This window comes from Brevundimonas sp. PWP3-1b1 (assembly GCF_049896065.1).
GTDB classification, from domain to species: Bacteria; Pseudomonadota; Alphaproteobacteria; order Caulobacterales; family Caulobacteraceae; genus Brevundimonas; species Brevundimonas intermedia_B.
Genome location: NZ_JAFCTO010000002.1, coordinates 351,201 through 374,893, shown reverse-complemented (window position 1 = coordinate 374,893; position 23,693 = coordinate 351,201). Strand labels below are relative to the sequence as shown.

General features: G+C 68.3%; 18 protein-coding genes and 1 pseudogene. 13 read left to right on the top strand and 6 right to left on the bottom strand.

The window, feature by feature from the left end; translation table 11 throughout:
- Positions 1-244 precede the first annotated feature (244 nt).
- Positions 245-2,176 carry a peptide MFS transporter gene (locus tag ACP69V_RS13680; RefSeq protein WP_426024361.1) on the top strand — a complete coding sequence of 644 codons (1,932 nt, stop codon included), beginning with the start codon at positions 245-247 and terminating at the stop codon, positions 2,174-2,176.
- A 70-nt stretch (positions 2,177-2,246) separates the two neighbouring features.
- On the opposite strand, the gene ACP69V_RS13675 is transcribed toward ACP69V_RS13680, so the two are convergent.
- The gene (locus ACP69V_RS13675) at positions 2,247-4,334 is read right to left on the bottom strand and encodes a TonB-dependent receptor plug domain-containing protein (RefSeq protein ID WP_426024360.1); all 2,088 of its coding nucleotides are present in this window, start codon (positions 4,332-4,334) and stop codon (positions 2,247-2,249) included.
- Between the two features lie 169 nt (positions 4,335-4,503).
- Between ACP69V_RS13675 and ACP69V_RS13670 the strand changes: the two genes are divergently transcribed.
- A complete protein-coding gene (locus tag ACP69V_RS13670; protein ID WP_426024359.1) occupies positions 4,504-5,418 on the top strand; it encodes a TraB/GumN family protein in 915 nt (304 codons plus the stop codon).
- A 6-nt stretch (positions 5,419-5,424) separates the two neighbouring features.
- Here ACP69V_RS13670 and ACP69V_RS13665 read toward each other — a convergent pair whose 3' ends face one another.
- The 5 genes from ACP69V_RS13665 to ACP69V_RS13645 are packed head-to-tail and all read right to left on the bottom strand — an operon-like array spanning position 5,425 to position 10,111.
- Positions 5,425-5,730 carry a hypothetical protein gene (locus ACP69V_RS13665; protein WP_426024358.1) on the bottom strand — a complete coding sequence of 102 codons (306 nt, stop codon included), beginning with the start codon at positions 5,728-5,730 and terminating at the stop codon, positions 5,425-5,427.
- 60 nt (positions 5,731-5,790) lie between these two features.
- Positions 5,791-7,221 (bottom strand): metalloprotease TldD, encoded by a 1,431-nt coding sequence (gene tldD / locus ACP69V_RS13660; protein ID WP_426024357.1) that lies wholly within the window; start codon positions 7,219-7,221, stop codon positions 5,791-5,793.
- A 60-nt stretch (positions 7,222-7,281) separates the two neighbouring features.
- On the bottom strand, positions 7,282-8,373 hold the full coding sequence (locus ACP69V_RS13655; RefSeq protein WP_426024356.1) for a hypothetical protein: 1,092 nt from the start codon (positions 8,371-8,373) through the stop codon (positions 7,282-7,284).
- Between the two features lie 41 nt (positions 8,374-8,414).
- The gene (locus tag ACP69V_RS13650) at positions 8,415-9,182 is read right to left on the bottom strand and encodes an ABC transporter permease (protein ID WP_346494372.1); all 768 of its coding nucleotides are present in this window, start codon (positions 9,180-9,182) and stop codon (positions 8,415-8,417) included.
- Complete coding sequence (locus ACP69V_RS13645; protein ID WP_426024355.1) at positions 9,179-10,111, bottom strand: ABC transporter ATP-binding protein; 933 nt, start codon at positions 10,109-10,111, stop codon at positions 9,179-9,181. The genes ACP69V_RS13650 and ACP69V_RS13645 overlap by 4 nt, the downstream gene beginning before the upstream one ends.
- Positions 10,112-10,306: 195 nt before the next feature.
- On the opposite strand from ACP69V_RS13645, the gene ACP69V_RS13640 reads away from it, so the two are divergent.
- From ACP69V_RS13640 to ACP69V_RS13590, 11 genes and pseudogenes are all read left to right on the top strand, one after another.
- A complete protein-coding gene (locus ACP69V_RS13640; protein ID WP_426024354.1) occupies positions 10,307-11,659 on the top strand; it encodes a hypothetical protein in 1,353 nt (450 codons plus the stop codon).
- A gap of 44 nt (positions 11,660-11,703) precedes the next feature.
- Positions 11,704-12,522: a c-type cytochrome biogenesis protein CcmI gene (gene ccmI, locus ACP69V_RS13635; protein ID WP_426024353.1), complete on the top strand. Its 819-nt coding sequence runs from the start codon at positions 11,704-11,706 to the stop codon at positions 12,520-12,522.
- Positions 12,523-12,592: 70 nt separating this feature from the next.
- A complete protein-coding gene (gene ccmE / locus ACP69V_RS13630) occupies positions 12,593-13,087 on the top strand; it encodes a cytochrome c maturation protein CcmE (RefSeq protein WP_426024352.1) in 495 nt (164 codons plus the stop codon).
- Positions 13,084-15,072: a heme lyase CcmF/NrfE family subunit gene (locus tag ACP69V_RS13625; protein WP_426024351.1), complete on the top strand. Its 1,989-nt coding sequence runs from the start codon at positions 13,084-13,086 to the stop codon at positions 15,070-15,072. Before ccmE ends, ACP69V_RS13625 begins: the two co-directional genes overlap by 4 nt.
- Positions 15,069-15,575, top strand: a complete 507-nt coding sequence (locus ACP69V_RS13620; protein ID WP_426024350.1) for a cytochrome c-type biogenesis protein — start codon at positions 15,069-15,071, stop codon at positions 15,573-15,575. Before ACP69V_RS13625 ends, ACP69V_RS13620 begins: the two co-directional genes overlap by 4 nt.
- Positions 15,576-15,682: 107 nt before the next feature.
- A complete protein-coding gene (locus tag ACP69V_RS13615) occupies positions 15,683-17,224 on the top strand; it encodes a Do family serine endopeptidase (RefSeq protein WP_426024349.1) in 1,542 nt (513 codons plus the stop codon).
- An 85-nt stretch (positions 17,225-17,309) separates the two neighbouring features.
- Positions 17,310-17,981 (top strand): response regulator transcription factor, encoded by a 672-nt coding sequence (locus ACP69V_RS13610; protein WP_066623947.1) that lies wholly within the window; start codon positions 17,310-17,312, stop codon positions 17,979-17,981.
- Between the two features lie 63 nt (positions 17,982-18,044).
- Positions 18,045-18,442 (top strand): annotated as a pseudogene (locus ACP69V_RS13605) (endonuclease domain-containing protein).
- The gene (locus ACP69V_RS13600; RefSeq protein ID WP_346494355.1) at positions 18,443-19,864 is read left to right on the top strand and encodes a sensor histidine kinase; all 1,422 of its coding nucleotides are present in this window, start codon (positions 18,443-18,445) and stop codon (positions 19,862-19,864) included.
- 146 nt (positions 19,865-20,010) lie between these two features.
- Positions 20,011-22,956: a bifunctional [glutamine synthetase] adenylyltransferase/[glutamine synthetase]-adenylyl-L-tyrosine phosphorylase gene (locus ACP69V_RS13595; RefSeq protein ID WP_426024348.1), complete on the top strand. Its 2,946-nt coding sequence runs from the start codon at positions 20,011-20,013 to the stop codon at positions 22,954-22,956.
- Between the two features lie 49 nt (positions 22,957-23,005).
- Positions 23,006-23,668: an EF-hand domain-containing protein gene (locus ACP69V_RS13590; RefSeq protein WP_426024347.1), complete on the top strand. Its 663-nt coding sequence runs from the start codon at positions 23,006-23,008 to the stop codon at positions 23,666-23,668.
- The last annotated feature ends 25 nt before the right edge of the window (positions 23,669-23,693 follow it).

Below are 23,693 nucleotides of genomic sequence, written 5' to 3'. Positions count from 1 at the left end.
GGGTGAGGCGTGCAGAATATGCGCCAGTATATATCACTCAAGGTTGTGTCTGGCGATACGTCTTCGCGGCACGCTGTCCCATAACGGCCTTAACACTTGTTCGGATTCGCCCGCTGTGCTGGGTATGCGCCTTTCGCGCGCCCGATAGCGGCGCGGCAGTTGGGAGTGAGCCGTTGAATATGACGGACATGGGGGGCGCGCGACTTACGCGCTGCGTTACGAAACTTCGACGTGGGGTGGCGGCATGAACATCGTCGTCGCTCTTGGGCTGATCATCACATTCGCAACCGGCGTGCCGGTGCTGATGCAGATACTCAAACACCATCCGCGCGGACTGATCATCCTGTTCTTCGCCGAGATGTGGGAGCGTTTCTCCTACTACGGCATGCGCGGCATCCTGATCTTCTTCCTGACGCAGCACTTCCTGTTCGACGATGCGATGGCGGGGTCGACCTACGGCTCCTACACCTCGCTGGTCTATCTGCTGCCGCTGCTGGGCGGCATCATGGCGGACCGCTTCATCGGCACGCGCAAGGCTGTCGCTTTCGGCGCCCTGTTGCTGGTCGCCGGTCATGGCATGATGGCCTTCGAGGGGCGTCCGGCGACGGAAACCCTGACCTACGCCGGCCAGACCTATCAGATCGACGCCGAAGGGCGCGGCGCAGCCCGCGAAGTGGCGATCGTCATCGATGGCCAGAAGTACAGCTTCGAACCCGCCGAGAATGGCATCGCCATCCAGAACCTGCCGGCGACCTCGACCCTGCCGGCCGTCATTCCGACCGCCGACTACAAGATCGAGACCACGCGCGACATGGCGGGCGTGAATGTCTTCTATCTGGCGATTTCGCTGATCATCATGGGCGTCGGCTTCCTGAAGCCGAACATCTCGACCATCGTCGGGCAGCTTTATCCGCAGGGCGATCCTCGGCGCGATTCCGGCTTCACCCTCTACTATTACGGCATCAATCTCGGGGCCTTCTGGGCCGCCGTGCTTTGCGGCCTTCTGGGACAGACCGTCGGCTGGTGGGCCGGCTTCGGCCTGGCGGGCATCGGCATGGCGCTGGGCTGGGTCGTCTTCATGCTCGGCAAGCCGCTGCTGCAAGGCAAGGGCGAGCCTCCGGCCGACGCCGATCTGAAGAAGCCTCTGCTGGGACCGATCAATCGCGAATGGTCGATCTATCTGCTCAGCACCCTGGGCGTGGGCATCGTCTGGTTCATGGTCCAGCGTAATGCGCTGGTCGGTTGGGTTCTGGGCGCTGCGACCGTCGCCTCGCTGCTGTTCATCCTCTACGTGATCGTCAAGGTCTGCGAGAGCAAGGCGCAGCGCGAGCGGATGATGCTGGCGATGGTGCTGATCTTCGGATCGGTGGTCTTCTTCACCCTGTTCGAACAGGCCGGCACCTCGCTGAACCTGTTCGCCGATCGTAACGTGGACTTGAGCATCACGCCCCAGGCCTTCCAGTTCCTGGGCGTCACGGTGGGAACGCCGGCTCAGCTGGACGCCGCAGGCATTACGCCGAGCGGCTTCTGGATCGACGCGACGATCACGGCTGCCCAGACACAGTCGTTCAACGCTGGCTTCATCCTGATCTTCGCGCCCATCATGGCCGCGATCTGGGCCTTCCTGGCCAAGCGCAAGCTGGATCCCAATCCGACGATGAAGTTCGGTCTGGGCCTGCTTCAGGTCGGCTTGGGCTTCATGATCGTGGTGTGGGGCGCCGGCATGGCCAACTCGGCCTTCCAGATGCCGCTGCTGCTTCTGGGCCTACTCTATCTGTTCCACACGACGGGCGAACTGTTCCTGTCGCCGGTGGGCCTGTCCGAGATCACCAAACTGTCGATGGCCAAGGTGGTCAGCTTCATGATGGCGGTCTGGTTCCTGGCCAGCTCCATCGCTCAATACGTCGGCGGCTGGATCGCCGGCCTGGCGGGCACGGAGACCGTGGGCGGCCAGGTGCTGAACCCCGGACTGGCGCTGCGGACCTCGCTTGAGGTGTTCAGCATGCTGGGCCTTTGGGGCATGGGCATCGGCGTGGCCTTCATCGTCATCAGCTTCTTCATCAAGGGCTGGTCTCATGGGGCCAACGACGGCGACGATCATCCCGGACCGTCGTTGAGCGATCGGGGCCAGGAAGACGGCAACGTCGCTGCGCCGCGGACCTCCACCGTCGGCTGATCCTCTAGGGTCGAAATGAAGAAGGGCGGCGTCCTCGCAGACGCCGCCCTTTTTCTTGCCCGGACCTTGGTCAGAACGTCTTGCGGACGCGCAGGGACACGAAGGTGCGGGGATCGGCGGCGCTGTCCTCGACGAAGGCGATCGCGCGTGTCTCGCGGTCGGCGAAGACCGTGCGGCGCTGGGTGAAGTCGTCCCACAGGTTCAGCTGGGCGCGGATCGACAGGGTCGGAGTGGGTTTGTACTCGGCGAACATCTCGAAATAGTCCGTTCCGCGCCACGCCGAGACCTGGTCCGGCGAATAGTTGGGCTGGCCCAGATAGGGCAGCCAGTTGACGCCCCACTGCAGCTTCCAGCTGGTGATGTCCTGCTCGATGCCGACGTTGGCCTGGGTTGCCCGGACACCTGAGATGGGGCGTTCCTCGCCTGTGGTCGGATCGGTGACGGCGGTCTTGTTCCAGTCGTTCTTGAAGGTGAAGCGCGCCCCGGACAGTCCGAACTTGTCGAGCGGCAGCGTCACGTTCAGCGACAGCTGATCCAGCGTGCCGTCGCCGATATTGCCCACCGCCGACAGGCCGTCCGCCAGAGGAATGCGATCGATGGCGTCGATGATCTCGTCATGGCGATAGCCGATGGAGACGATCCCTTCGCCCCAGAAGCGACGTTCGTAGGTCAGTTCCGAAATCCAGCGCTGTTCCGGCTCCAGATCGACGTTGCCGCCATAGACGTTCTCCTCGTCCAGATCGGCCGAGGCGGCGAAGTCGGAGAAGTCGAGCTGGCCCAGTTCGCGCTCGAAACGGAAACGCAGCTGGTTGTTCGGCATCGGCGTCCAGGTGGCCAGGAAGCGGGGCTTGGCGAAGAAGAAGCTCTTTTCCTGGTTCGCATCGCCCGACTGGCTGATGGTCGAGGCTTCCAGCCGCAAACCGGCTTCCAGCGTCAGATCGGGATGCAGCCGCCAGGTTCCCTTGGAGAAGGCTTCGCCGCGTGTTTCCTCGACCTTGATCGAGGCGCTGGGCAGGGGAATGGCGACGCCGCCCTCGGTATAGGCCTGGTCGGTCTGGCGCATATTGTAGGCGATCTCGCCGCCGGTCTCGATGGTCAGTTTGGGCGAGCGCTCGTGACGGACCAGGGCGCGCAGGATGGTTTCCGAGCTTTCGCCCTCATAGGCGAAGACCTGCTCAGGCGCGTCCACGCCGTTGTTCAGAACGTTGTAGGTGGAGACGCCGTCCCAGCTGCCGAACTCGTGCATCAGCCGGGTTTCCAGCTTGAAGCGTGCGTTCAGAGGCCGCTCCCAGGTCACGCCGAACTCGCCGCCGTCGCTGTCCTCGCTGTCGAGGCTTTCGCGGAAGGCGGTGGCGGATCGGCTGGTGTTGTAGCCCTGCCAGTCGTTGATCCCGTAGCGGGCGGTCAGGTCGACCTTGCCGCCCGCGAGCGGGCCGGCATAGGTGCCGCGGATGGAGTTTCCGCCGCCGTAGCCGTCGGTATCGGTCAGTTCGTCGCGCAGAACATTGCCTGCGGCGTCGCGGCGGATCAGGCGGCCCGGTCCATTGGAATCGCTCATGCTGATGCCGTCAGACAGGGTGACGCCCCAGCTTCGGGCGCCGTTGCGGGCGGTGAACTGATAGCTGCCGCCATACAGGTCTTGACCCGATCCCTCGAACTGGGTGGTGTTCCAGGTCAGGATCGACTGACGGCTGCTCTCCGTTTTCAGGATCACGTTCACGACGACCGAGAAGCCCTGCATGTCGATGCCGGGCGCGCCGCCCCGGATCAGCTCGATCCGCTCGACCTGGCTGGCCAGGGTGCGGCTCAGCACGTTGGACCCGGCGTCGTTCTTTGACGCCGGTCGGGCGTTGTTGATCAGGACGTTGCCGACCGCGCCTTCGAAGCCGCGCGCCCCGGAACCGTCATCGACCGAGAAGCCGGGCACGCGGTTGACCATATCCAGCGCGGTGTTGGGGCGCTGGGTCGCGAAGAAGTCGGGGGTGAAGACCAGCACGCCGCGCTGGCTGGCGTCGGCCAGCGGCGCCTCATTGGTGGGGCCGGTCGGGACGGGCGCCTCGGCGACTTGCGGTGCGTCACCTGCTAAGGCTGGGCCCGCGAATGCGGCGCCGGCAGTGAAGAGCAGGGCGGTGCTGGCCAGCAGCAGGGTCTTGTTCATGGGGTTCCCCTCGGTTCGTTGGCGAGAGGTGTGCCGATCCGGCGTCTTCATCTCCAGTTACAAGGCGGCAAGGTGGATTAAATCGACGACATCATTACAGCGATTTCATTACACGTGAGACAGTAGAACATCTTACAGCGATGTAATGATTAGCCGTTCATCTTCCCTGTTGTTGTCCCTACTCGCCGCCGCCGCGCTGGCCGGCCCGGCCTCGGCCCAGGAGGTCTCCTCCGACGCGGTCGAGGACGTCGTCGTCACGGCGCGCCGGATCGAGGGTCCGATGTGGGAGGTGCGGCGCGGCGACAGCGTGCTGATCCTGGTCGGCTCGATCGACGGCTTGCCGCGCGACATGGAATGGCGCACCGACGCCCTGATCTCGGCGGTCGAACGGGCGGATCGGGTGTTGTTTCCGGTCGAGGGGCGCGCGTCCCTGGCGGATGTCGGGCGTCTGCTGTGGCGGATGCGAACCCTGACGCGCCTGCCGGGCGAGCGCACTAGTGCAGACTATCTGTCGCCCGAGCTTGAGGCCCGGGTGGAAGAGGTGACGGGCGAGGGCCCCAGCCGCAAGAGCATGCTGATGCTGTCGGCGGATCTGATGGAACATGGCGGCTATGCGCGTCGGGCGCGGCCGGTATCGGAGGTGGTGCGTCGCGCCGCCCGGACCAACCGCACCCCGGCCGAGCCGGTCGGCGTCTTTCGCGGCGACGAGATGGTGGACAAGATTCTGACCACGCCGCCCGAGGCCTATGTGGACTGTATCACGGCGGCGGTGACGGCGGCTGAGGCGCATCCGGAAGAGGCCGCTCAGCGCGCCGAGGCCTGGCGACTGCGCCGTGTCCCCGCCGTATTGGCCTCGTCGTTGGATCAGGCGACCAACGCTTGCTCCTACTGGGCGGTGATGGGGCAGGGCGAGACGCTGCGGGGCATCTGGAACACGGCGGTGGACGAGGCTCTGGCCGAGACCGGCGTTACGGTCGCCATCGCGCCCTTGCGGCTGCTGGCCGAGCGGGGCGGCGTGCTGGATCGTCTGGAGGCGGACGGGGTGGAACCGCTGGGTCCCGAGTGGCGTCCGTCCGCCCCCTGACGGGTCTTAGCTAGCGGGAGCCGGCGCGCGTTCCGGCACAGCGTCGCGGGCGGCCTCGCCGATATTGTCGGCGGCGTTGCCGACGCTTTCGGCCGCACCGGCGATGGCGTTGGATTCGACCGCTTCGTTATTGTTCATGTTCATCAGGAAATAGCCGATCACCAGAACGGCCAAGAGGCCGATGATCAGGGCGACGATGGCACCCATGCCGCTGCCGCTGCGGCGCTCGACGACGGTCGTGGGGGCGGCGGTGGTTTCCGTGATGCGTTCAACCCGGCCATCGGGATGTTGGACTTCGCGTTCGGTCGGCATGGATGTTCCCTCTCCAGTGTGGCGAGGAAACACCCTGTGTGGCGATACGGTTCCGCTGGCTCAGACCGCCGTGCCGCCGACCGTCAGACCGCCGATCTTGAGAGAGGGCTGGCCAATGCCGACGGGCACGCCCTGGCCGGCCTTGCCGCAGACGCCGACGCCGGGATCGAAGGCGAAATCGTCGCCGACCATCTGGATGCGGGTCAGGGCCGTGGCGCCGTCGCCGATCAGGGTGGCGCCGCGGACGGGGGCGGTGATCACCCCGTCCTCGATCAGATAGGCCTCGTTGCACTGGAAGACGAACTTGCCGTTGGTGATGTCCACCTGGCCGCCAGAGAAGTTGGCGGCGTAGAGGCCGCGCTTGGTGTTGGCGATCATGTCGGCCTTCGAATCCTTGCCGCCCTCCATGAAGGTGTTGGTCATGCGGGGCATGGGCATGTGGGCGAAGGACTGACGCCGGCCGTTGCCGGTGGCGGCGACGCCCATCTCACGCGCCGACAGCCGGTCGTGCATCAGGCCGACCATGATCCCGTCCTCGATCAGGACGGTGCGCGAGGTCGGCGTGCCCTCGTCATCGACCGACAGGGAGCCGCGACGCCCGGCGATGGAGCCGTCGTCCACCACGGTGACGCCGGGGGCGGCGACCCGCTGGCCCATCATGCCATTGAAGACGGAGGAGCCCTTCCTGTGGAAGTCGCCTTCGAAGCCGTGGCCGATGGCTTCGTGCAGCAGGACGCCGGGCCAGCCGGCGCCGAGGACCACGTCCATCTCGCCCGCCGGGCAGTCGATGGCGTCCAGATTGACCAGGGCCTGGCGCAGGGCCTCGTCCACCTGGGCCTGCCAGCGTTCGGGCGCGACCCAGGTTTCGAACCCGGCCCGGCCGCCGGCGCCGGCGGAGGCGCTCTCACGCTTGCCGTTCTGTTCGACGGTAACGGAGACGTTCAGCCGGACCAGGGGGCGGATGTCGCGCACCACCCGCTCGTCGGCGCGCAGGATCTCGATGGCGCGGCGTTCGCCGACCAGAGAGGCCGAGACCTGGACCACGCGCGGATCGCGGGCGCGGGCCCAGGCGTCGATCTCGGCCAGCAGGGCGATCTTGTCGGAGAAGGCCGGAGAGGCGAGGGGATCGACTGCGTCATACAGTTGCTGATTGGTGGCGCGCGGCCCCTCGGCGACGCGAGCGGCGTGGCCTTGCTTGGCCAGGGCGGCGCTGTCGGCGGCGCGACGCAGGGCGGCCGCCGAGATTTCGTTGGCGTGGGCGTATCCGGCGGTCTCGCCCGCCACGACCCGCAGGCCGAAGCCCTCGGTCGCGTCATAGGCGGCGGACTTGAGCCGGCCGTCGTCGAATACCAGGCTCTCGCTCTCGGACCGTTCCAGGAACAGCTCGCCGTCGTCGGCGCCGGCCAGGGCCGTCTTTAGGATCGACAGGGCTTCATCGGTATCGACGCCGGCGGCGTCGAGGATGGGCGGCGGAGAGGCGTGAACGGTCATGGCCTGTAGGTAGGGGCTGCAGGCCGTTTCGTCACCTGCCGAAGCGCGCGATCTTTCGGATCAGTCCAGCGGCTGGGGCCGGGTCACGACCGGGGCGTCGGGATCGCTGGCTGCGGGACGCGCGGCGGTCGGGGGCGGCGTGGACGGCACGACCACCAGCGGCTCGGTCTGGACCGTCGGTGCGGGCGTCGCTGCGGGCTGGGCCGCAGTCGGCGCGGGTTGGCGCGGCGTAGCGGTCGCAGGGCGAGGCTGAGCGGTCGGCGTGGTCGACGGCGTCGTCGTCGGTGTCGTGCGGGCGGCCGGGGTCGGCGCGGTCTGAGCCTGGACGGGGGCCGGCGCGGGCGCAGTTGTGGCGGGCGTCGGCGTTTCAGCCTGAACGACGGGGGCTGCGCCCGTCGGGACCGTCTCGGCCGGCGGCGTGGTCAGCGGCGCCTCGGGAACCACGGCGGCGGTCGTCGCCGGCGCCGGCGTGGAGGCTGGACGCGTGGCGAACCAGACGCCGCCGCCGATCACCAGCAGGGCGGCGACGCCCGCACCGACATAGATCGGCAGGCGCGAGGGCTTGGTCGGCGCACGGGCGAAGCTGGGCGTGATCGGGGGCGCCGGCGTTGCGGCGACCGGGGCCGGCGTCTGGACGGTAGTTTCGGAGGCGACAGGCGGCGTGGCGACAGCTTTGGCCGCGACCGGCGCGGCTTCCGCCGGCTTCGGCGGGGGGGCAGGCGCGGCCTGCGGCGTCGGCAGCGGACGCACGGTCAAGTCCGCAGCGGCCGATTGCTGGGGCTGTGGCTGGGGAAGGGGCTGCGGCGCGGGCTGGGGCGGCGTCGCGGTCTGAGCCGGACGGGCGGTGGGGATCAACGACCCGCCCAGGATGCTTCCGGTTTGCGGACGCGGCGGCCTGGGCTGCGCGGGCGCCCGGCTGGGGACCGCCGCCTGACCCTTGGCGGGCGCCACGCCGGAGGCCAGGCTCTGGGTCTGGATCGAGGCTTGCTGCTGTTGCGGCGAGGGCTTGCGCGGCGGCGGATTGGGGATGCGGTCCAGCGGATTGGGCGCGACCGGCACCGGCCCGACGTGGAAGGTCGTCGCAGGCATGCGTCCCCATGTCACCGGCTTGCGGGCGAAGGGCTCGGGCGGGGTCTTCTGGTCGTCGGACATTCTATTCCATTCGCTGGCGATCTGGCCCGTTTCGTGACGGATCAGTTCTTGAGCCGATAGCCGGTCTTGAACATCCACATGACGATGGCAAGGCAAACGGCGAAGAAGCCCAGGGTGGCCGCCACGCTGATCCCTATCGCGACATCGCCCTGACCATAGAAGGCCCAGCGGAAGCCCGAGATCAGATAGACCACCGGATTGAACAGGGTCACCGTGCGCCAGCCGTCGGGCAGCATGTCGATGGAATAGAAGGCGCCGCCCAGGAAGGTCAGGGGGGTGACCACCAGCATTGGGATCATCTGAAGCTGCTCGAACCCGTTGGCCCAGACCCCGATGATGAAGCCGAACAGGCTGAAGGTCACCGAGATCAGGATCAAAAAGGCCATCATCCAGAACGGATGCAGGATCTGCAGCGGCACGAAGAAGGCCGCCGTCGCCAGGATGATGAGGCCCAGCACCGCCGACTTGGTCGCCGCCGCCCCCACATAGGCCAGCACGATCTCAAGCGACGACACAGGCGCCGACAGGATCTCGTAGATCGTCCCCGTGAACTTGGGGAAGTAGATGCCGAAGCTGGCGTTGAAGATCGACTGGGTGAACAGGCTGAGCATGATCAGGCCCGGCACGATGAAGGCGCCGTAGGGCACGCCGTCCACCTCCTGCATTCGACTGCCGATGGCGCCGCCGAAGACGACGAAATACAGGGCCGTGGTGATGACCGGCGTGACGATGCTCTGCCAGACGGTGCGCAGGGCGCGCGCCATCTCGAAACGATAGATCGCCCAGACGCCATATCCGTTGAAGGTCATGCCGCGGCTCCGTTCTGGTGGACCAGGCTGACGAAGATGTCTTCCAGCGAGCTCTGGCGGGTGTTCAGGTCCTTGAAGCCGATGTTCAGCGCCTCAAGCCGGCGGATCAGCGACGGCACGCCCGTGTCGTCGGCGTTGGCGTCGAAACTGTATTCCAGTTCGCCCCCGTCGTTTTTCAGCGTCAGATCCCAGTCGGACAGGTCGGCGGGCAGGGCGGTCAGCGGATCGATCAGGTTCAGCGTCAGGGTCTTCTTGCCCAGCTTCTTCATCAGGGCCGACTTCTCCTCGACCAGGATAAGTTCGCCCTTCAGGATCACGCCCACCCGGTCGGCCATCTCCTCGGCCTCCTCGATATAGTGGGTGGTCAGGATGATGGTGACGCCGCGCTCGCGCAGCTTCCTGACCATCGCCCACATGTCGCGCCGCAGCTCGACATCGACCCCGGCGGTGGGTTCATCGAGGAACAGGATGTCCGGCTCGTGGCTCAGGGCCTTGGCGATCATCACCCGCCGTTTCATGCCGCCCGACAGGGTCATGATCTTGGCGTCGCGCTTGTCCCACAACGACAGGTCCTTCAGCACGCTTTCGATGAAGGCGGGGTTCGGCGCCTTGCCGAACAGGCCCCGGCTGAAGGTGACGGTGGCCAGCACGGTCTCGAAGGCGTCGGTGGTCAGCTCCTGCGGCACGAGGCCGATCTTGGTGCGGGCGGCGCGGAAGTCCTTTTGAATGTCATGGCCGTCGGCGACCACCGTCCCCGTCGTGGGCGTGACGATGCCGCAGACGATGGAGATCAGGGTGGTCTTGCCGGCGCCGTTGGGGCCCAGCAGGGCGAAGATCTCGCCCTTTTCGATGGTCAGGTCGATGCGCTTCAGCGCCTGAAGACCCGACTTGTAGGTCTTGGTCAGGCCGTCGATCTCGATTACGGGCATGGGCGTTCCTTTCCGGCGGCGCGGCGGCGTCGGCCGGGGTGTGGCGGCAATATGGCGTGCCTTATGCCTTACTCAAGGGGGCGCCCGACTCAAGTGTGCGACCGACACAAGGAACGTGCGGCTCAAGGGGCGCCAAGTCGTTGTTAACCGGATTGGCGCACGGTGCAGGCCGTCCCTTCGTTGGCGGGAGCTATCGTGTCGTCCCTGTCCGCCGCCCACCGCGCCGCCCTGACGGCGGTCGTCCAGGCCTGTCCCGACAAGTCGCTGGCGACGCTGGGGGCGGCCGTCGCGGCCTTGCGTGGGGACAAGGCGGACGAACTGGCGATCATCGTCAGGGACGAGGCTCGCGATCGCGCCCGTCGCGCCACGGCTTTCGGTCCCCTGCTGCCCCTGTTCCATCCGCGCGAGGACGGCGCGCCGGCCCTGACCTTTCCAAGGATGATCCTGGCCCGTGTGTGGCGACAGGCGATCCAGGGCGAAGAGGCCTTTTTGCCGCTACTGGACGGCGCCGTCACCATCGACGGCGAATGGACCCTGGCCGCCGACCGGCTGTGCGCCAAGGCGGCGGCGGTGCTGCGCGACCGGCCGCGCGAGGTCTGGCCCGAGTTTCAGCGTCCGGCGGAGGGCGAGCCGCCATCGACGCCGGCTGAGCTGGCCGGCTGTTTCGACCTGACGCCGTTGGCGCGGTCCGCCTTGCCGCGGTTGCCGGTGTGGCTGGAGCGGCCCGACGACAATCAGCTGGCGGGGCTGAGGCTTCTGATTCAGGACTGTCTGGAAATGTCGCCCGACGGCGGGCGGCGGATGATCGACATCCTGTTCGCCCATGTGGCGGACGCCGAGCGGATGTTGCGGGTGGTGACGCGCACCAGCCGCTTGGCCGACCGCGAAGTCACGCTGAGCCATTCCGATATGGGCGTCTTCGTCGAACGGTTGCTGACCTCGGTGCAGGCGCGGGTGCAGAAGATCGCCGCCGTAAGGCCGTCGATGGGCGAGGCGGCCATGCTGGGCGTCGTGGACGACGTGACCTGGTGCGCGGGCGTCTTGTCCGAGATGGACATGAGCCTGCAGGTGCGGCCCGATTCCAGCTGGGGCAAGACGGCGCGGATGGCGCGGGTCCAGGTCTCGGGCCAGTTGTCGGGGCTGATGAAATCCACCTCGGCCGCCGTCCATGCGGCCTTGCCGATGAAGCGCCGCGTCATCACCGGGCGGATGACCCGTCTGTGCCCATGGCTGGAGGCGCCCAGCGACGGCGAACCCATCGAGGCGGCTGCGGCTCTGCTGGCGGCGGTGGCGGCCCTGCGCGGTGCGGCCGTCACCTTCGGCTGCGAGGCCGACCGGTCGGCGTTGAAGATCGAATTGACGGACTATCTGTCCACCTGGGCCAACGAGGCGCTGGACAGTGTGGCGGACGGAGAGGCGGAGAATGCCGATCACGTGCTGCGTCTGGTCGGCGTGACGGCCCGGTTCCTGACCCTGATCGAGGCGCTGGAGGCGGCGCGGGCCGTGCGGCGGCGCGCGGCGTCGGCGGAAATGGCGCGCCTGGGCTGAAACGACGCCTCGCCCGTCGTTCATTGATAGGCTAGACGGCCAGGATGATCGCCTTCTGGATGATGACGGGACTGGCCGCGGCCTTGGCCGCCCTGCTGGTGTTGACCGGCGCACGACGCGGCGCCGATCCGGCTGCGGGGGCCGAGACCCAGGCCGGCTCGCGCGAGATCGAGGAATTGGATCGGCTGAAGGCGCGCGGCCTGCTGGACGACGCGGCCTATGCGGGCGCACGGGCCGAGGCGGGGCGGCGGCTTCTGGCCATGACGACGACTGCTGCCCCCGTGGCTGGGCGTAAGGATCGGTTCTGGGTGCTGGGGGGGATCGCCGTGACGGTCGCGGGCGCGCTGGGCCTCTATGTCTTCACCGGATCGCCCGGCCTGCCGGACCAGGCCTATGAGCGGCGCGTCGACGACTGGGCGGCGAACCTGGAGGGGCTGGAGCCGGCGCAGCTCGCCGCCGTGACGGCGCGGGTCGTGCGCGAACGGCCGCAGGATCGTCAGGCCCTGGCCATGCTGGGCGCGGCGCGTTATGCGGCCGGCGATCCCCTGGGCGCGGCGTCGGCCTTCCGTCGGTTGGTCGCCCTCGACCCCAAGGACGCCCAGGCCTGGGCGCGACTGGGCGAAAGCCTGGTGGTCGCCAATGACGACCAGATCGGCGGCGACGCCGAGGCCGCCTTTCGCGAGGCGCTGAAGCTGGACCCGGATCAGCTGGGCGCGCGCTTCTTCCTGGGAGAGGCGGCCCTGCGGCGGGGCGACGGGGCATCGGCGCGCACCCTGTGGACGCCGCTGATCGCCGCGCTGGACCCGGCCGACCCGCGTCGCCTGGACCTGGAGCGGCGACTGCCGAAGGACGGCGCGCAATGACGCGTTGGTCGCGCGCCGCGTCGGCGGTATATGCCGCCGATCCGCCCTCCGAACCCGGAATGTCCGTCGCATGAGCTGGCTGCCCAAATCGCCGAAGGCGCGTCGTCGCCTGTGGGTCGTCGCCGCCGTGGCGCCGATTCTGGCGCTGGCGGTCGGCCTGTCGCTGTGGGCGATGCAGGACAGCGTGACCTTCTTCTACTCGCCGTCCGAGGCCACCGCCGACAAGGCGCCGGAGGGCCGCAACATCCGCCTGGGCGGACTGGTCGAGGCCGGCAGCGTGCAGAAATCCGGCGACGGTGTCGTGGCCTTCGTCGTCACCGACAACGCCGCGACGACCCGCGTCGTCTATCACGGCGACCTGCCCGACCTGTTCCGCGAAGGGCAGGGGATCGTGGCGCAAGGGGCGTTCGGGGCCGACCGCACCTTCCACGCCAGCCAGGTACTGGCCAAGCACGACGAGAACTATATGCCGCGCGAGGTCTCCGACCGGCTGAAGGAGAAGGGCGAGTGGCGGCCGGACGCAGCGCCGACCACGGCCGCGGCCAGCAAGACCGTTCCCCTATGATCGCTGAGCTTGGGGCCTTCGCCCTGGCGCTGGCTCTGGCGCTGTCGATTCTGCAGACGGGCCTGTCGGCGGCCGGGCGCGCGCGACGCAGCCCGGTTCTGGCGGGCGCGGCCCAAGGCGCGGCGCTGGCGGCGGCGGGCGCGGTCGCCCTCAGTTTCGCGGCGCTGATCTACGCCTTCGCCGTGTCCGACTTCTCGGTCTCCAACGTCGCTGCCAACAGCCACACCGACAAGCCGATGCTGTACAAGGTCGCCGGGGCATGGGGCAGCCACGAGGGCTCGCTGCTGCTGTGGTGCCTGGTGCTGACCGTCTTCGGCGGGGCGCTGGCGCGGGCGCGCGGCCTGCCGTTCGGGTTGAAGGCGTCAGCCGTGGCGGTGCAGGGGGCGCTGGGCTCGCTGTTTTTGGCCTTCGCCGTCTTCACCTCCAGTCCCTTCACCCGCCTGGACCCCGCGCCTTTCCAGGGGGCGTCGCTGAACCCCCTGCTGCAGGACCCGGCCCTGGCCGTGCATCCGCCGCTGCTCTATGCGGGTTATGTCGGCTTTTCCGTCTGTTTCTCTCTTGCCGTCGCCGCCCTGATCGAGGGGCGGGCGCAGACGGCGTTCTGGCCGGCGTGGGGGCGATGGGTGCGGCCTTGGGCTCTGGCGAGCTGGGCCTTCCTGACGGTCGGGATCACCCTTGGGTCGTTCTGGGCCTACTATGAGCTGGGCTGGGGCGGCTGGTGGTTCTGGGACCCGGTCGAGAACGCCTCCTTCATGCCCTGGCTGGCGGGCGCCGCCCTGTTGCACAGCGCGGTCGTGACCGAACGGCGCGGGGCGCTGGCGGGCTGGACGGTCTTTCTTGCGTTGCTGGCCTTCACCTTCTCCATGCTGGGCGCTTTTTTGGTGCGGTCGGGCGTGCTGACATCCGTCCACGCCTTCGCCGTCGACCCCCAGCGCGGCCTGATGCTGCTGGCGATTCTGGGCGTGACGGCCGGCGCCGCCTTCGCCCTGTTCGCCTGGCGCGCGCCGCAGCTTAAAGGCGGCGGAATGTTTGCGCCCGTCAGCCGCGAGGGGGCGCTGGTGCTGAACAACCTGTTCCTGACGGCCGCCGCCGCGACCGTCCTCTTGGGCACCCTCTATCCCCTGATCCTGGAGGCCGCGTCCGGCGCGACCATCTCGGTCGGCCCACCCTATTTCGCCGCCACCTTCACGCCGCTGATGATGGTCGCCTTCATCATCCTACCGGCCGGGCCGCTGCTGGCCTGGAAGCGCGGCGACCTGCCCGGCGCGATGCAGCGCCTGGCCGTCGCGGCGGGTCTGGCCATCGTCTCGGCTCTGGCGGCCTATGCGCTATGGGAACCGAAGAAGGCGCTGGCCGCCGCAGGGATCGGCCTGGGCGCCTGGTTGATTCTGGGATCGCTGGCCGAGGTGGCCGAACGCGCGCGGCTATTCCGGGCCTCGGCGGCCGAGACCCTGCGTCGGCTCAAGGGCCTGCCGCTGGGCGCCTGGGGCATGAGCCTGGCGCACCTGGGCCTGGGCGTCTTCATCCTGGGGGCGGTGGTCGAGACCGGCTTCAAGGCCGAGACGGCGCGCGCCCTGTCGCTGGGCCAGAGCGTCTCCGCCGGACCCTGGACCGTCACCCTGGACGAGGTCCGCGTGGTTGAGGGGCCGAACTATCTGGCCGAACAGGGCCGGCTGACGGTGCGGCCGACCGATGATCGCGGCCGGGCCAGCACGGTCACGGCCGAGCGCCGCTTCTTCCCCGCCGGCGGTCAGACCACGACCGAGGTCGGGCTGAATTTCCGGGGTCTGGACGACGTCTATGTCGTGATCGGCGAACGGGCGGGCAGTCCGCAGCAGCCGGCCTGGGTCGTGCGCCTGTACTGGAACCCCTGGGCGCGACTGATCTTCCTGGGGCCGATGATCATGGCCCTGGGCGGCGTCCTGTCCCTGCTGGATCGTCGGCTGCGGGTCGGCGTCGGTCCGCGACGGCGCAAGACGGCATGAGGCGTCTGTGGACCCTTCTCGCCGCGCCGGTCCTGGCACTGATGCTGACGGCGGCCGAGCCGCCTGCCGCGCCCGACAGGCCCTTGCCTGATGCGACCCAGGAAGCCCGCGCCCAGGCCCTGTTCAAGGATGTCCGCTGCGTCGTCTGCCAGCACGAGGCCATCGCCGACAGCCCGGCGGGTGTGGCGGGCGACATGCGCCGGCTTATTCGCGAGGAAATCGCGGCCGGCGCCTCGGACCAGGCCGTGCGCGACGACCTGGTGCGGCGCTTCGGCGACTATGTGCTGTTCACCCCGCCGGTGCGGGCGGGGACCTGGCTGCTGTGGTTCGGGCCGTTCGCCCTGGTGCTGCTGGCGATCACCGTGCTGATGCTGCGCGCACGCCGCCGGCCGGTGGAGGCCGCGCTTCTGACGCCCGAAGAGGAAAATCGGCTGGACGAAGTTCTGCGAAATGAGAAGCTTCGCCGCGATCTGGACGCAACCTCGCCTCACGACGGGCGCTAGTCGAGATCAACGATCGGCGGCTGGGATTGGCGTAAACGCCGTCCGGCCTATATCAATCGCGAAACCGGCGCCCGCATGGCGCTGGACAGAGGATCGCAAGGACCACGATGCTGAAGCGCAAGGAGTTCATTCTCGGGGCCGCGGCCGGCCTGACCCTGGCGGCGGCGGCGACCGCCGGCGGCGTCATCAACTGGCCCGGCGCGCATGCGGAGCCGCAGGCGGTCAACCGGATCACCCCGGTTCCGGCCAACGGCGACAGCTTCACGCCCCCGCCGGGCGCGCCCAGCAGTTTCGCGACCATCTTCGATCAGGTCTCGCCCGCCGTCGTGCAGATCGACGTGACGGTCAAGGTCGATCAGCCCCAGGGCGGCGCCTTCACCATTCCCGGCCTGCCGTTCCAGTTCGTGCCGCCGCAGGGCCGTGGCGGTCCGGGCGGTGATGAGCCGCAGACGACCCAGGGCGCCGGTTCGGGCTTCTTCATTTCTCAGGACGGCTTCATCGTCACCAACAACCACGTCATCGCCGACGCGACCGAGATCAAGGTCAAGATGTCGGACGGCCGCGAACTGCCGGCCCGCCTGATCGGCCGCGATCCCGGCACCGACCTGGCCGTCATCAAGGTCGAGGGCAATGACTTCAAATACGTCAGCTTCGAAGAGACGGCCGAGCCCCGCGTCGGGGACTGGGTTATCGCCATCGGCAACCCCTTCGGCCTGGGCGGCACCGCCACGGCCGGCATCGTCTCGGCCAAGGCGCGCGACATCGATCCGTCGGGCTACAACGACTACATCCAGATCGACGCCGCCATCAACCGGGGCAACTCGGGCGGCCCGACCTTCGACATCCACGGCCGCGTCATCGGCGTGAACTCGGCCATCTATTCGCCCACCGGCGGATCGGTCGGCATCGGCTTCGCCATTCCGGCGGATACGGCCAAGACGATCACCGAACGCCTGATGCGCGGCGAATCTATCGAGCGTGGGTATCTGGGCGTCCAGATCGGCAACCTGACCGACGAGTACAAGGAAAGCCTTGGCCTTCCGGCGACCACCAAGGGCGCATTTGTCGTCGAGGTCACGCCGGATGCTCCCGCTGCGCGTGCGGGTCTCCAGCCGGGCGATGTCGTCGTGAACCTGAATGGTCGCGCCATCGAAGGCTCAAGCGAACTGACCCGCGCCGTAGGCTCGGCGAAGCCTGGTGACACCCTGCGTCTCGAACTGCTGCGTGAAGGTCGTCGTCAAACTGTGAATGTGCGCGCGGGCACGCGCCCGGCCAATCTTGAAACCGCCGCGACAGATGAGGGCGAAGGATCCGCTACACCCAACAATCCCAGCGCCCCAGCAGGCGAAGTGGTCGAAGGCCTGACGATTGCGCCGGTCAGCGCGGCTCTGCGTAGTCGTTTCGATATTCCCGAGGGCGTTCAAGGAGTGGTCGTCACCGGTGTAAGCCAAGAGTCTCGCGCCGGTCGTCTCGGCTTCCAGCCAGGTATGGTCATCATCCAGGCCAATGGTCGCAGCGTCGGCTCCACCGCTGACTTCAAGGGTGCGGTGGAAGCGGTCAAGAGCGCCGGGCGACCGGGCGTTCTGCTTCTAGTGCGGACGCCTCGTGGCAACAGCCCGATCGTTCTTCCGCTGCAGGACAAGAACTGATCGGCATTCTGACTAAGCCTTAACTCACCCTATCGCCGCCGATGCGCTACCATCGGCGGCGATTTTGATTCCGGGAGGGGTTTCGATGCGGATTCTGGTGGTCGAGGATGACGCCGAGGCGGCGACCGCCATGGTGCGGGGCCTGTCCGAAGCCGGACATGAGGTGACCCACGCCGTGGACGGGGCCTTCGGCCTGCTGGAGTCGCAAAAAGGCGGCTACGATGTCTATGTCGTGGACCGGATGATGCCGCGCCTGGACGGCGTCGGCATGGTTGAGACCGTCCGCAAGGGCGGGGACCAGACGCCGGTCCTGTTCCTGTCGGCCCTGGGGGAGGTCGAGGACCGGGTCACGGGCCTGAAAGCCGGCGCCGACGACTATCTGGTCAAGCCCTACGCCTTCGCCGAGCTGATTGCGCGCGTCGAGGCCCTGGCCCGCCGTCGCGAGACCGGCGGCGTCCAGACCGTACTGAAGGTCGGCGACCTGGAGATGAACCTGATCGCCCGCACGGTTCATCGCGGCGCGGCCGAGATCGACCTGCAGCCGCGAGAGTTCCAGCTGCTGGAGTTCCTGATGCGCCACGCTGGCCAGTCGGTGACCCGCACCATGCTGTTGGAGAAGGTCTGGGAATATCACTTCGACCCCCAGACCAACGTCATCGACGTCCACATCAGCCGCCTGCGCTCCAAGATCGACAAGGGCTTCGACCGCGCGATGCTGCAGACCGTGCGCGGGGCGGGGTATCGGTTGGAGGCGTGATCAACTCTCCCTCCCCTTTATGGGGAGGGACGATCGCGCAGCGATCAGGGTGGGGAAGTGCCCATGTCTTCGGAGACATATCGCGCCCGCGCGATGCGTAAGGCCATGACCCCGCCGGAAGCCCGGATGTGGGCCAATCTTAAACTACTTCGAGCCGAAGGTTTCCACTTTCGCCGTCAGGCGCCCTTCAAGGGCTATTCCTGGACTTCGTCTGTTTCACGCACCGTCTGGTGATCGAGGTCGATGGACAGGTGCATCAGTTGGATGAACAGATACGCCATGATCGGATCAGGGATGCGGTCCTGGCGAAAGAGGGGTTCGTCACCTTGCGCTTCGACAATGCGGCCATCCGCGACAGCATCGGCGATGTGATGGATTTCGTCGTGGCCAGGCTCAAGAACTCCCCCACCCTGGCGTCGCTGCGCGCCGCCGTCCCTCCCCATAAAGGGGAGGGAGAATAGTTGCGCCTTCCCTCCCTCCTTCGTCGCACGCCCTTTCGGTTGACGCTGCTGTTCCTGGCGCTGTTCGTGGCGGCGGCGGGGGCGATCTTGGCCTATGTCTATTTCGCCTCGGCGTCCGAGGCTCAGGGCCGGGCCAAGGCGGATGTGGAGATCGAGCTGGGCGCCCTGACGGCGATCCACGGCACGCGCGGAATCGACGCCCTGAACCAGGCGCTGGTCGAGCGGTCGATCCGGGGCGGGCCGTATCTGTATCTGCTGACCGATGCGGCCGGAAAGACGATCACCGGCAACATCACCGAATCGCCCATCGACATCGACCTCAGCCTGCCGGCCGGAGCCAGCGACTGGGAGAGCTTCCGCCTGACCGACACGGATGCGCAAGGCAAGGTCCAGCGTCGGCGCTCCATCGGGGTGATCACCACCCTGTCGGGGGGCGAGCATCTGTTCGTCGGTCAGGACATCGGCGACATCGAGGAATACCTGGCCCGGCTGACCCAGGCCCTGTGGGGCGCCATGGCGTTGGTCATGCTGCTGGGCCTGGCGGGTGGTCTCTACATCAGCCGGCGGGTGGAGAAGTCCATGGCCGGGCTGAATCAGGTCGTGCAGGCGGTGCAGGAGGGGGACCTCAAGGTCCGCGCCCCCGTCCGCAACACCGGCGACGAACTGGACGAGCTGGGCCAGGGTCTGAACACCATGCTGGACCGGCTGGAGGCGTCCATGTCCTCCATCCGCCACGCCGGCGACGCCATCGCGCATGATCTTCGCTCGCCCCTGACCCGGATGCGAGCCAAGCTGGAGGTGGCGCTGATCGACGCCGAGGCGGGCAAGATCGACGGGGTCGACGCCCTGGGCATCGCCCTGGACGAGGCCGATCATCTGCTGAAGACCTTTAACACGGTCCTAGCCATCGCGCGTCTGCAGGCGGGCGGGGCGCCGGACCCCAGGCTAATGGACGCCGCCGACCTCGCCGCCGACATGGCCGAACTGTACGAGCCGGCGGCCGAGGACAAGGAGATCGACTTCTCGTCCGAGGTCGAGCGCGGTCTGATGATCGAGGGCAACCAACCCTTCCTGGCTCAGGCCCTGGCCAATCTGATCGACAACGCCATCAAATACACCCCGGCCGGCGGGGCGGTGAAGCTGCGTGCGCGCAGGCGGTCGTCGGGCGAGATCGAATACTCCGTCACCGACACCGGCCCCGGCGTGCCGGAGGAAGACCGCGAACGCGTGGTCCAGCGCTTCGTGCGTCTGGACAACAGCCGCACCGAACCCGGTTCGGGCCTGGGCCTGTCGCTGGTGACGGCGGTGGCCGAGGCCCATGGCGGCCGGGTGGTTCTGGACGAAGGCCCCGGCGCCTATGGCGATTTCGGGCCGGGGCTGCGGGTGGCGTTGGTGCTGCCGCCGGCTTCAGTTCCAGCCTGAACCCTTCATTTCCGCTTATCCCGGCGAAAGACGGGACCCAGTTCTTTGGGCGCTTGGACTTGTGGGCGCGCGCGAGATCGTGGTCCAACGCATTGCCGAGCGAAAGCACTGGGTCCCGGCTTTCGTCGGGATGAGCGGAAGATTTGATGCCCGATACCGAACCTTCAACCCAGGTCGTTCTGGGACGTAGCATTAAAGCCGCCGGCCCGGTCGCGAGCCCCGTCGCCGCCGACCGCCTGCTGGAAAGCTTGGCCGAAGCCGCCGACACCGACGGCTGGCGCGATACTCTGGACGCCGCCTGGCCCGCTCTGGCCCCGGTCGCGGGCGCTTCCCCCTATCTCGCCGGCCTGATGCGTCGCCGCCCCGCCCATCTGCGTCGGCTGCTGGAACAGGATCCCGCCGCCAGCCTCGCCCAGATCATCCGCGACACCGATGCGCTGGACGCTGAACCCGACGACGTCCGCGCCCCGCTGCGGGTGCTCAAGGCCGACCTTCACCTGCTGACCGCCCTGGCCGATCTCGGCGGCGTTTGGGATCTGGATCAGGTCACCGACGCCCTGTCGAACTTCGCCGACGCCTCGTGCCGCGCCGCCCTGCGCGCCGTCGCCGCCGAACAGAGGGCGCGGGGGCGGCTGGTTTCGCCGCCCGGCGATCCGCGCGGGCCGATCCCCGGCCTGTTCGGCCTGGCCATGGGCAAGCACGGGGCCAACGAGCTGAACTATTCCTCCGACATCGACATCTCTCTCTTCTTCGAGCCGCGCCTGATGGTCCTGGCCCTGCGCGAGGGCGAGGAGATGCAGGACTTCGCCAACCGCGTCGGCAAGGGCCTGGCCAATCTGCTCAGCGAGCGGACCGCCGACGGCTATGTCTTCCGCGTCGATCTGCGGCTGCGGCCCGACCCGTCATCGACCCCGCCGGTGGTCGCCGGACCCATGGCCCTGGCCTACTATGAGAGCGTCGGCCAGAATTGGGAGCGGGCGGCCTTCATCAAGGCGCGGCCGGTGCTGGGCGACATGCGCGCGGCGGGCCGGTTCCTGAAGGCGATGATCCCCTTCATCTGGCGGCGCAGCCTGGATTACGCCGCCGTGCTCGACATCCAGTCGATCAAGAAACAGATCCACGTCCACAAGACCGGAGAGGGGCTGCACGCCGCCGGGGCCAATCTGAAGCTGGGGCGCGGCGGTATCCGCGAGATCGAATTCTACGCCCAGACCCAGCAACTGATCCTGGGCGGGCGCGATCCGGGCTTGCGCAAGCAACGCACGTTGGAGGCGCTGAAGGCGCTTGCCGACGCCGACCACATCCCCCAGGCGGTCTGCGAGGAACTTTCGGCCGCCTATGTCGAACTGCGCGGGCTGGAGCATCGGGTGCAGATGCTCGACGACGAGCAGACCCACCGCCTGCCCGAGGACCGCGAGCGCCGCGCCGCCGTCGCCGCGCTGGCCGGTTCCGCGCTGGCCGGTTCCAGCGATCTGGCGGCCTTCGACGCCCATGTCGAGGCCCTGCTGGTGCGGGTCAACACCCGCTACGGCGAGCTGTTCGAGGGCGGCGAGGATCTGGATTCCAGCTACGGCAGCCTGGTCTTCACCGGCGTCGAAAACGATCCCGAGACGCTGGATACCCTGCGTCGCATGGGCTTTTCAGAGGCGCCGTCCGTCGCCGCTGCCATCCGGTCCTGGCACCACGGCCGCATCCCCGCGACGCGGACGGCGCGGGGACGTGAACTGTTCACCCGCCTGGCGCCGCGCCTGCTGGAGGCCCTGGCCCGTTCGGGGGCGCCGGACGACGCGTTTCGCCGTTTCGCCACCTTCTTCTCGGGCCTGGCGGCTGGGGTCCAGGTCCAGGCCCTGTTCCTGAACCAGCCCAAACTGTTCGAGATGGTGCTGGGGGTCATGGCCTTCGCCCCGCGCCTGGCCCGTACCCTGGGGCGGCAACCGGCGGCCCTGGACGGCGTGCTGGATGCGCGCTTCCTGGTCGATCTGTCGGAAGAGACCGGCCTGACCGAACAAATGCTGCGCGAAGCCGGTGAGACCGAGGACTTCGAAGGCGCCATGAACGCCGTGCGCCGCCTGCACCGCGAACAGATGTTCCGCATCGGCATCCACGCCATGACCGGACGCGCGGGGCCGGAGGCCGCCGGTCGCGCCTATGCGGCCCTGGCGGACGCCGCCATGCTGACCCTGTCGCCGGCGGCCCTGGCCGAGACCGAACGGCTGGGCGGCGGCTTGCCCGGCGCGGTGGCGGTGGTGGCCTTGGGCAAGGCCGGCTCGCGCGAGATGACGGCCGGGTCGGACCTGGATCTGATGACCCTGTACGAGGCGCCGCCGGAGGCCGTGTCCGCGATCAAGGGCTGGACCGCCGATGTCTTCTACGCCCGCTTCACCCAGCGGCTGATCGCGGCCCTGTCGGCGCATACGGCCGAGGGCGGCCTGTATGAGGTCGACATGCGGCTGCGCCCCACCGGCTCCAAGGGACCGGTGTCGGTGCGGCTGAAGGCCTTCGACGCCTATTACGCCCGCGAGGCCGAGACCTGGGAGTTCATGGTCCTGACCCGCGCCCGCGTCGTATGGGCCAGCGATGCGACGTTCGGGGCCCAGGTCTCGGCCGCCATCGAGGCCGCACTGCGCCGTCCGCGCCCCGGCGTCGATATCGCCGCCGATGTCAGGAAAATGCGGGCGTTGATGGATCGCGAACGTCGCCCTCACGGCTTCTGGGACTTGAAACTGTCGCCCGGCGGCCAGGTGGACGCCGAGTTCGCCGCCCAGTTCCGCCAGCTTCAGGCCGCCGCCATCGGCGAACCCCTGACGCTATCGACGCTGGAGGCCCTGCACGACGATTCGGTCCTGGCCGAGGCCTGGCGGGTGCAGCAGCGGCTGGCCCACCTGCTGGCCGCCGCCTTCGAGGGGCGGGTCGATCCCGAGGCCGAGCCGTCCGTCTTCCAGCTGCGTCTGGCCGAGGCGGCGGGGGCTCAGGACTTCGAGAGCCTGAAGACCGAACTGACAGATCTGCGGGCGCGGGCGCGCAAGGCCTTCGAGCGCGCCGTTCCTGCGGGCCGCGACGGAGATTCGGAGACGCCGCGTTCAATCTCCTGACAGGGCAATGTCAAAGGATCGCGCCACGCGGTCCATGGAGATGATCGAGATGAGAAAGACTTTTCTGACCGGCCTGAGCGTCATCGCGCTGGCCGCCGTCGCCGGCGTGGCGACCGCACAGGTTCCCCCCGCTGGCGCAGCCGCTCCGTATCAGGCGCGCGGCGAAGCAAACCGTCAGATGACACGCGCCGAGTTCGTCGATACGCGCGTCGCCCGGCTGACCGCGCTGGATGCGAACCGCGACGGCACGGTCAGTGTCGAGGAACGTCAGGCTGGCATGCAGGCCCGCCAGGCCGAACGCGCCGACGCCCGCTTCGCAAAGCTGGACGCCAACGCCGACGGCTCCATCAGCCGCGCCGAGTTCGACGCCGGCCATACCGCGCGCCCGGATCGCGGCCCGCGCGTCGAACGCGCCGGCAATCGTGAGGGGCATCGCGGCGGTGCGCGCCACGCCATGCGCGGTCCCGGTCGTCCGGGCGCCGAAGGGCGTGGCCCCGGCCGCGAACGCGGTCCGGTGGTGATCTCCGACGTCGCCGCCAAGCTGGGCGAGCGCTTCGACAAGATGGACGCCAACCGCGACGGCGTGATCTCGGCCGACGAGCGCCGCACGGCCATGACCGCCCATCGTGCGGAGCGTCAGGCCCAACGTGCGGAACGCCGCGCAGCCCGTCCGGCGCAACAACCGGCTTCCCCCGCCCCGGCTTCGGAGTAAGAACGGTGTCGGGGTCGGCCGTCAT

What these genes read in the sequence shown, in the direction of transcription:
- ACP69V_RS13680 (WP_426024361.1), top strand. Translation starts at nt 245, where the DNA reads ATGAACATCGTCGTCGCTCTTGGGCTGATCATCACATTCGCAACCGGC.
- ACP69V_RS13675 (WP_426024360.1), bottom strand. Translation starts at nt 4,334, where the DNA reads ATGAACAAGACCCTGCTGCTGGCCAGCACCGCCCTGCTCTTCACTGCC.
- ACP69V_RS13665 (WP_426024358.1), bottom strand. Translation starts at nt 5,730, where the DNA reads ATGCCGACCGAACGCGAAGTCCAACATCCCGATGGCCGGGTTGAACGC.
- tldD (WP_426024357.1), bottom strand. Translation starts at nt 7,221, where the DNA reads ATGACCGTTCACGCCTCTCCGCCGCCCATCCTCGACGCCGCCGGCGTC.
- ACP69V_RS13655 (WP_426024356.1), bottom strand. Translation starts at nt 8,373, where the DNA reads ATGTCCGACGACCAGAAGACCCCGCCCGAGCCCTTCGCCCGCAAGCCG.
- ACP69V_RS13650 (WP_346494372.1), bottom strand. Translation starts at nt 9,182, where the DNA reads ATGACCTTCAACGGATATGGCGTCTGGGCGATCTATCGTTTCGAGATG.
- ACP69V_RS13645 (WP_426024355.1), bottom strand. Translation starts at nt 10,111, where the DNA reads ATGCCCGTAATCGAGATCGACGGCCTGACCAAGACCTACAAGTCGGGT.
- ccmI (WP_426024353.1), top strand. Translation starts at nt 11,704, where the DNA reads ATGATCGCCTTCTGGATGATGACGGGACTGGCCGCGGCCTTGGCCGCC.
- ccmE (WP_426024352.1), top strand. Translation starts at nt 12,593, where the DNA reads ATGAGCTGGCTGCCCAAATCGCCGAAGGCGCGTCGTCGCCTGTGGGTC.
- ACP69V_RS13625 (WP_426024351.1), top strand. Translation starts at nt 13,084, where the DNA reads ATGATCGCTGAGCTTGGGGCCTTCGCCCTGGCGCTGGCTCTGGCGCTG.
- ACP69V_RS13620 (WP_426024350.1), top strand. Translation starts at nt 15,069, where the DNA reads ATGAGGCGTCTGTGGACCCTTCTCGCCGCGCCGGTCCTGGCACTGATG.
- ACP69V_RS13615 (WP_426024349.1), top strand. Translation starts at nt 15,683, where the DNA reads ATGCTGAAGCGCAAGGAGTTCATTCTCGGGGCCGCGGCCGGCCTGACC.
- ACP69V_RS13610 (WP_066623947.1), top strand. Translation starts at nt 17,310, where the DNA reads ATGCGGATTCTGGTGGTCGAGGATGACGCCGAGGCGGCGACCGCCATG.
- ACP69V_RS13595 (WP_426024348.1), top strand. Translation starts at nt 20,011, where the DNA reads ATGCCCGATACCGAACCTTCAACCCAGGTCGTTCTGGGACGTAGCATT.
- ACP69V_RS13590 (WP_426024347.1), top strand. Translation starts at nt 23,006, where the DNA reads ATGAGAAAGACTTTTCTGACCGGCCTGAGCGTCATCGCGCTGGCCGCC.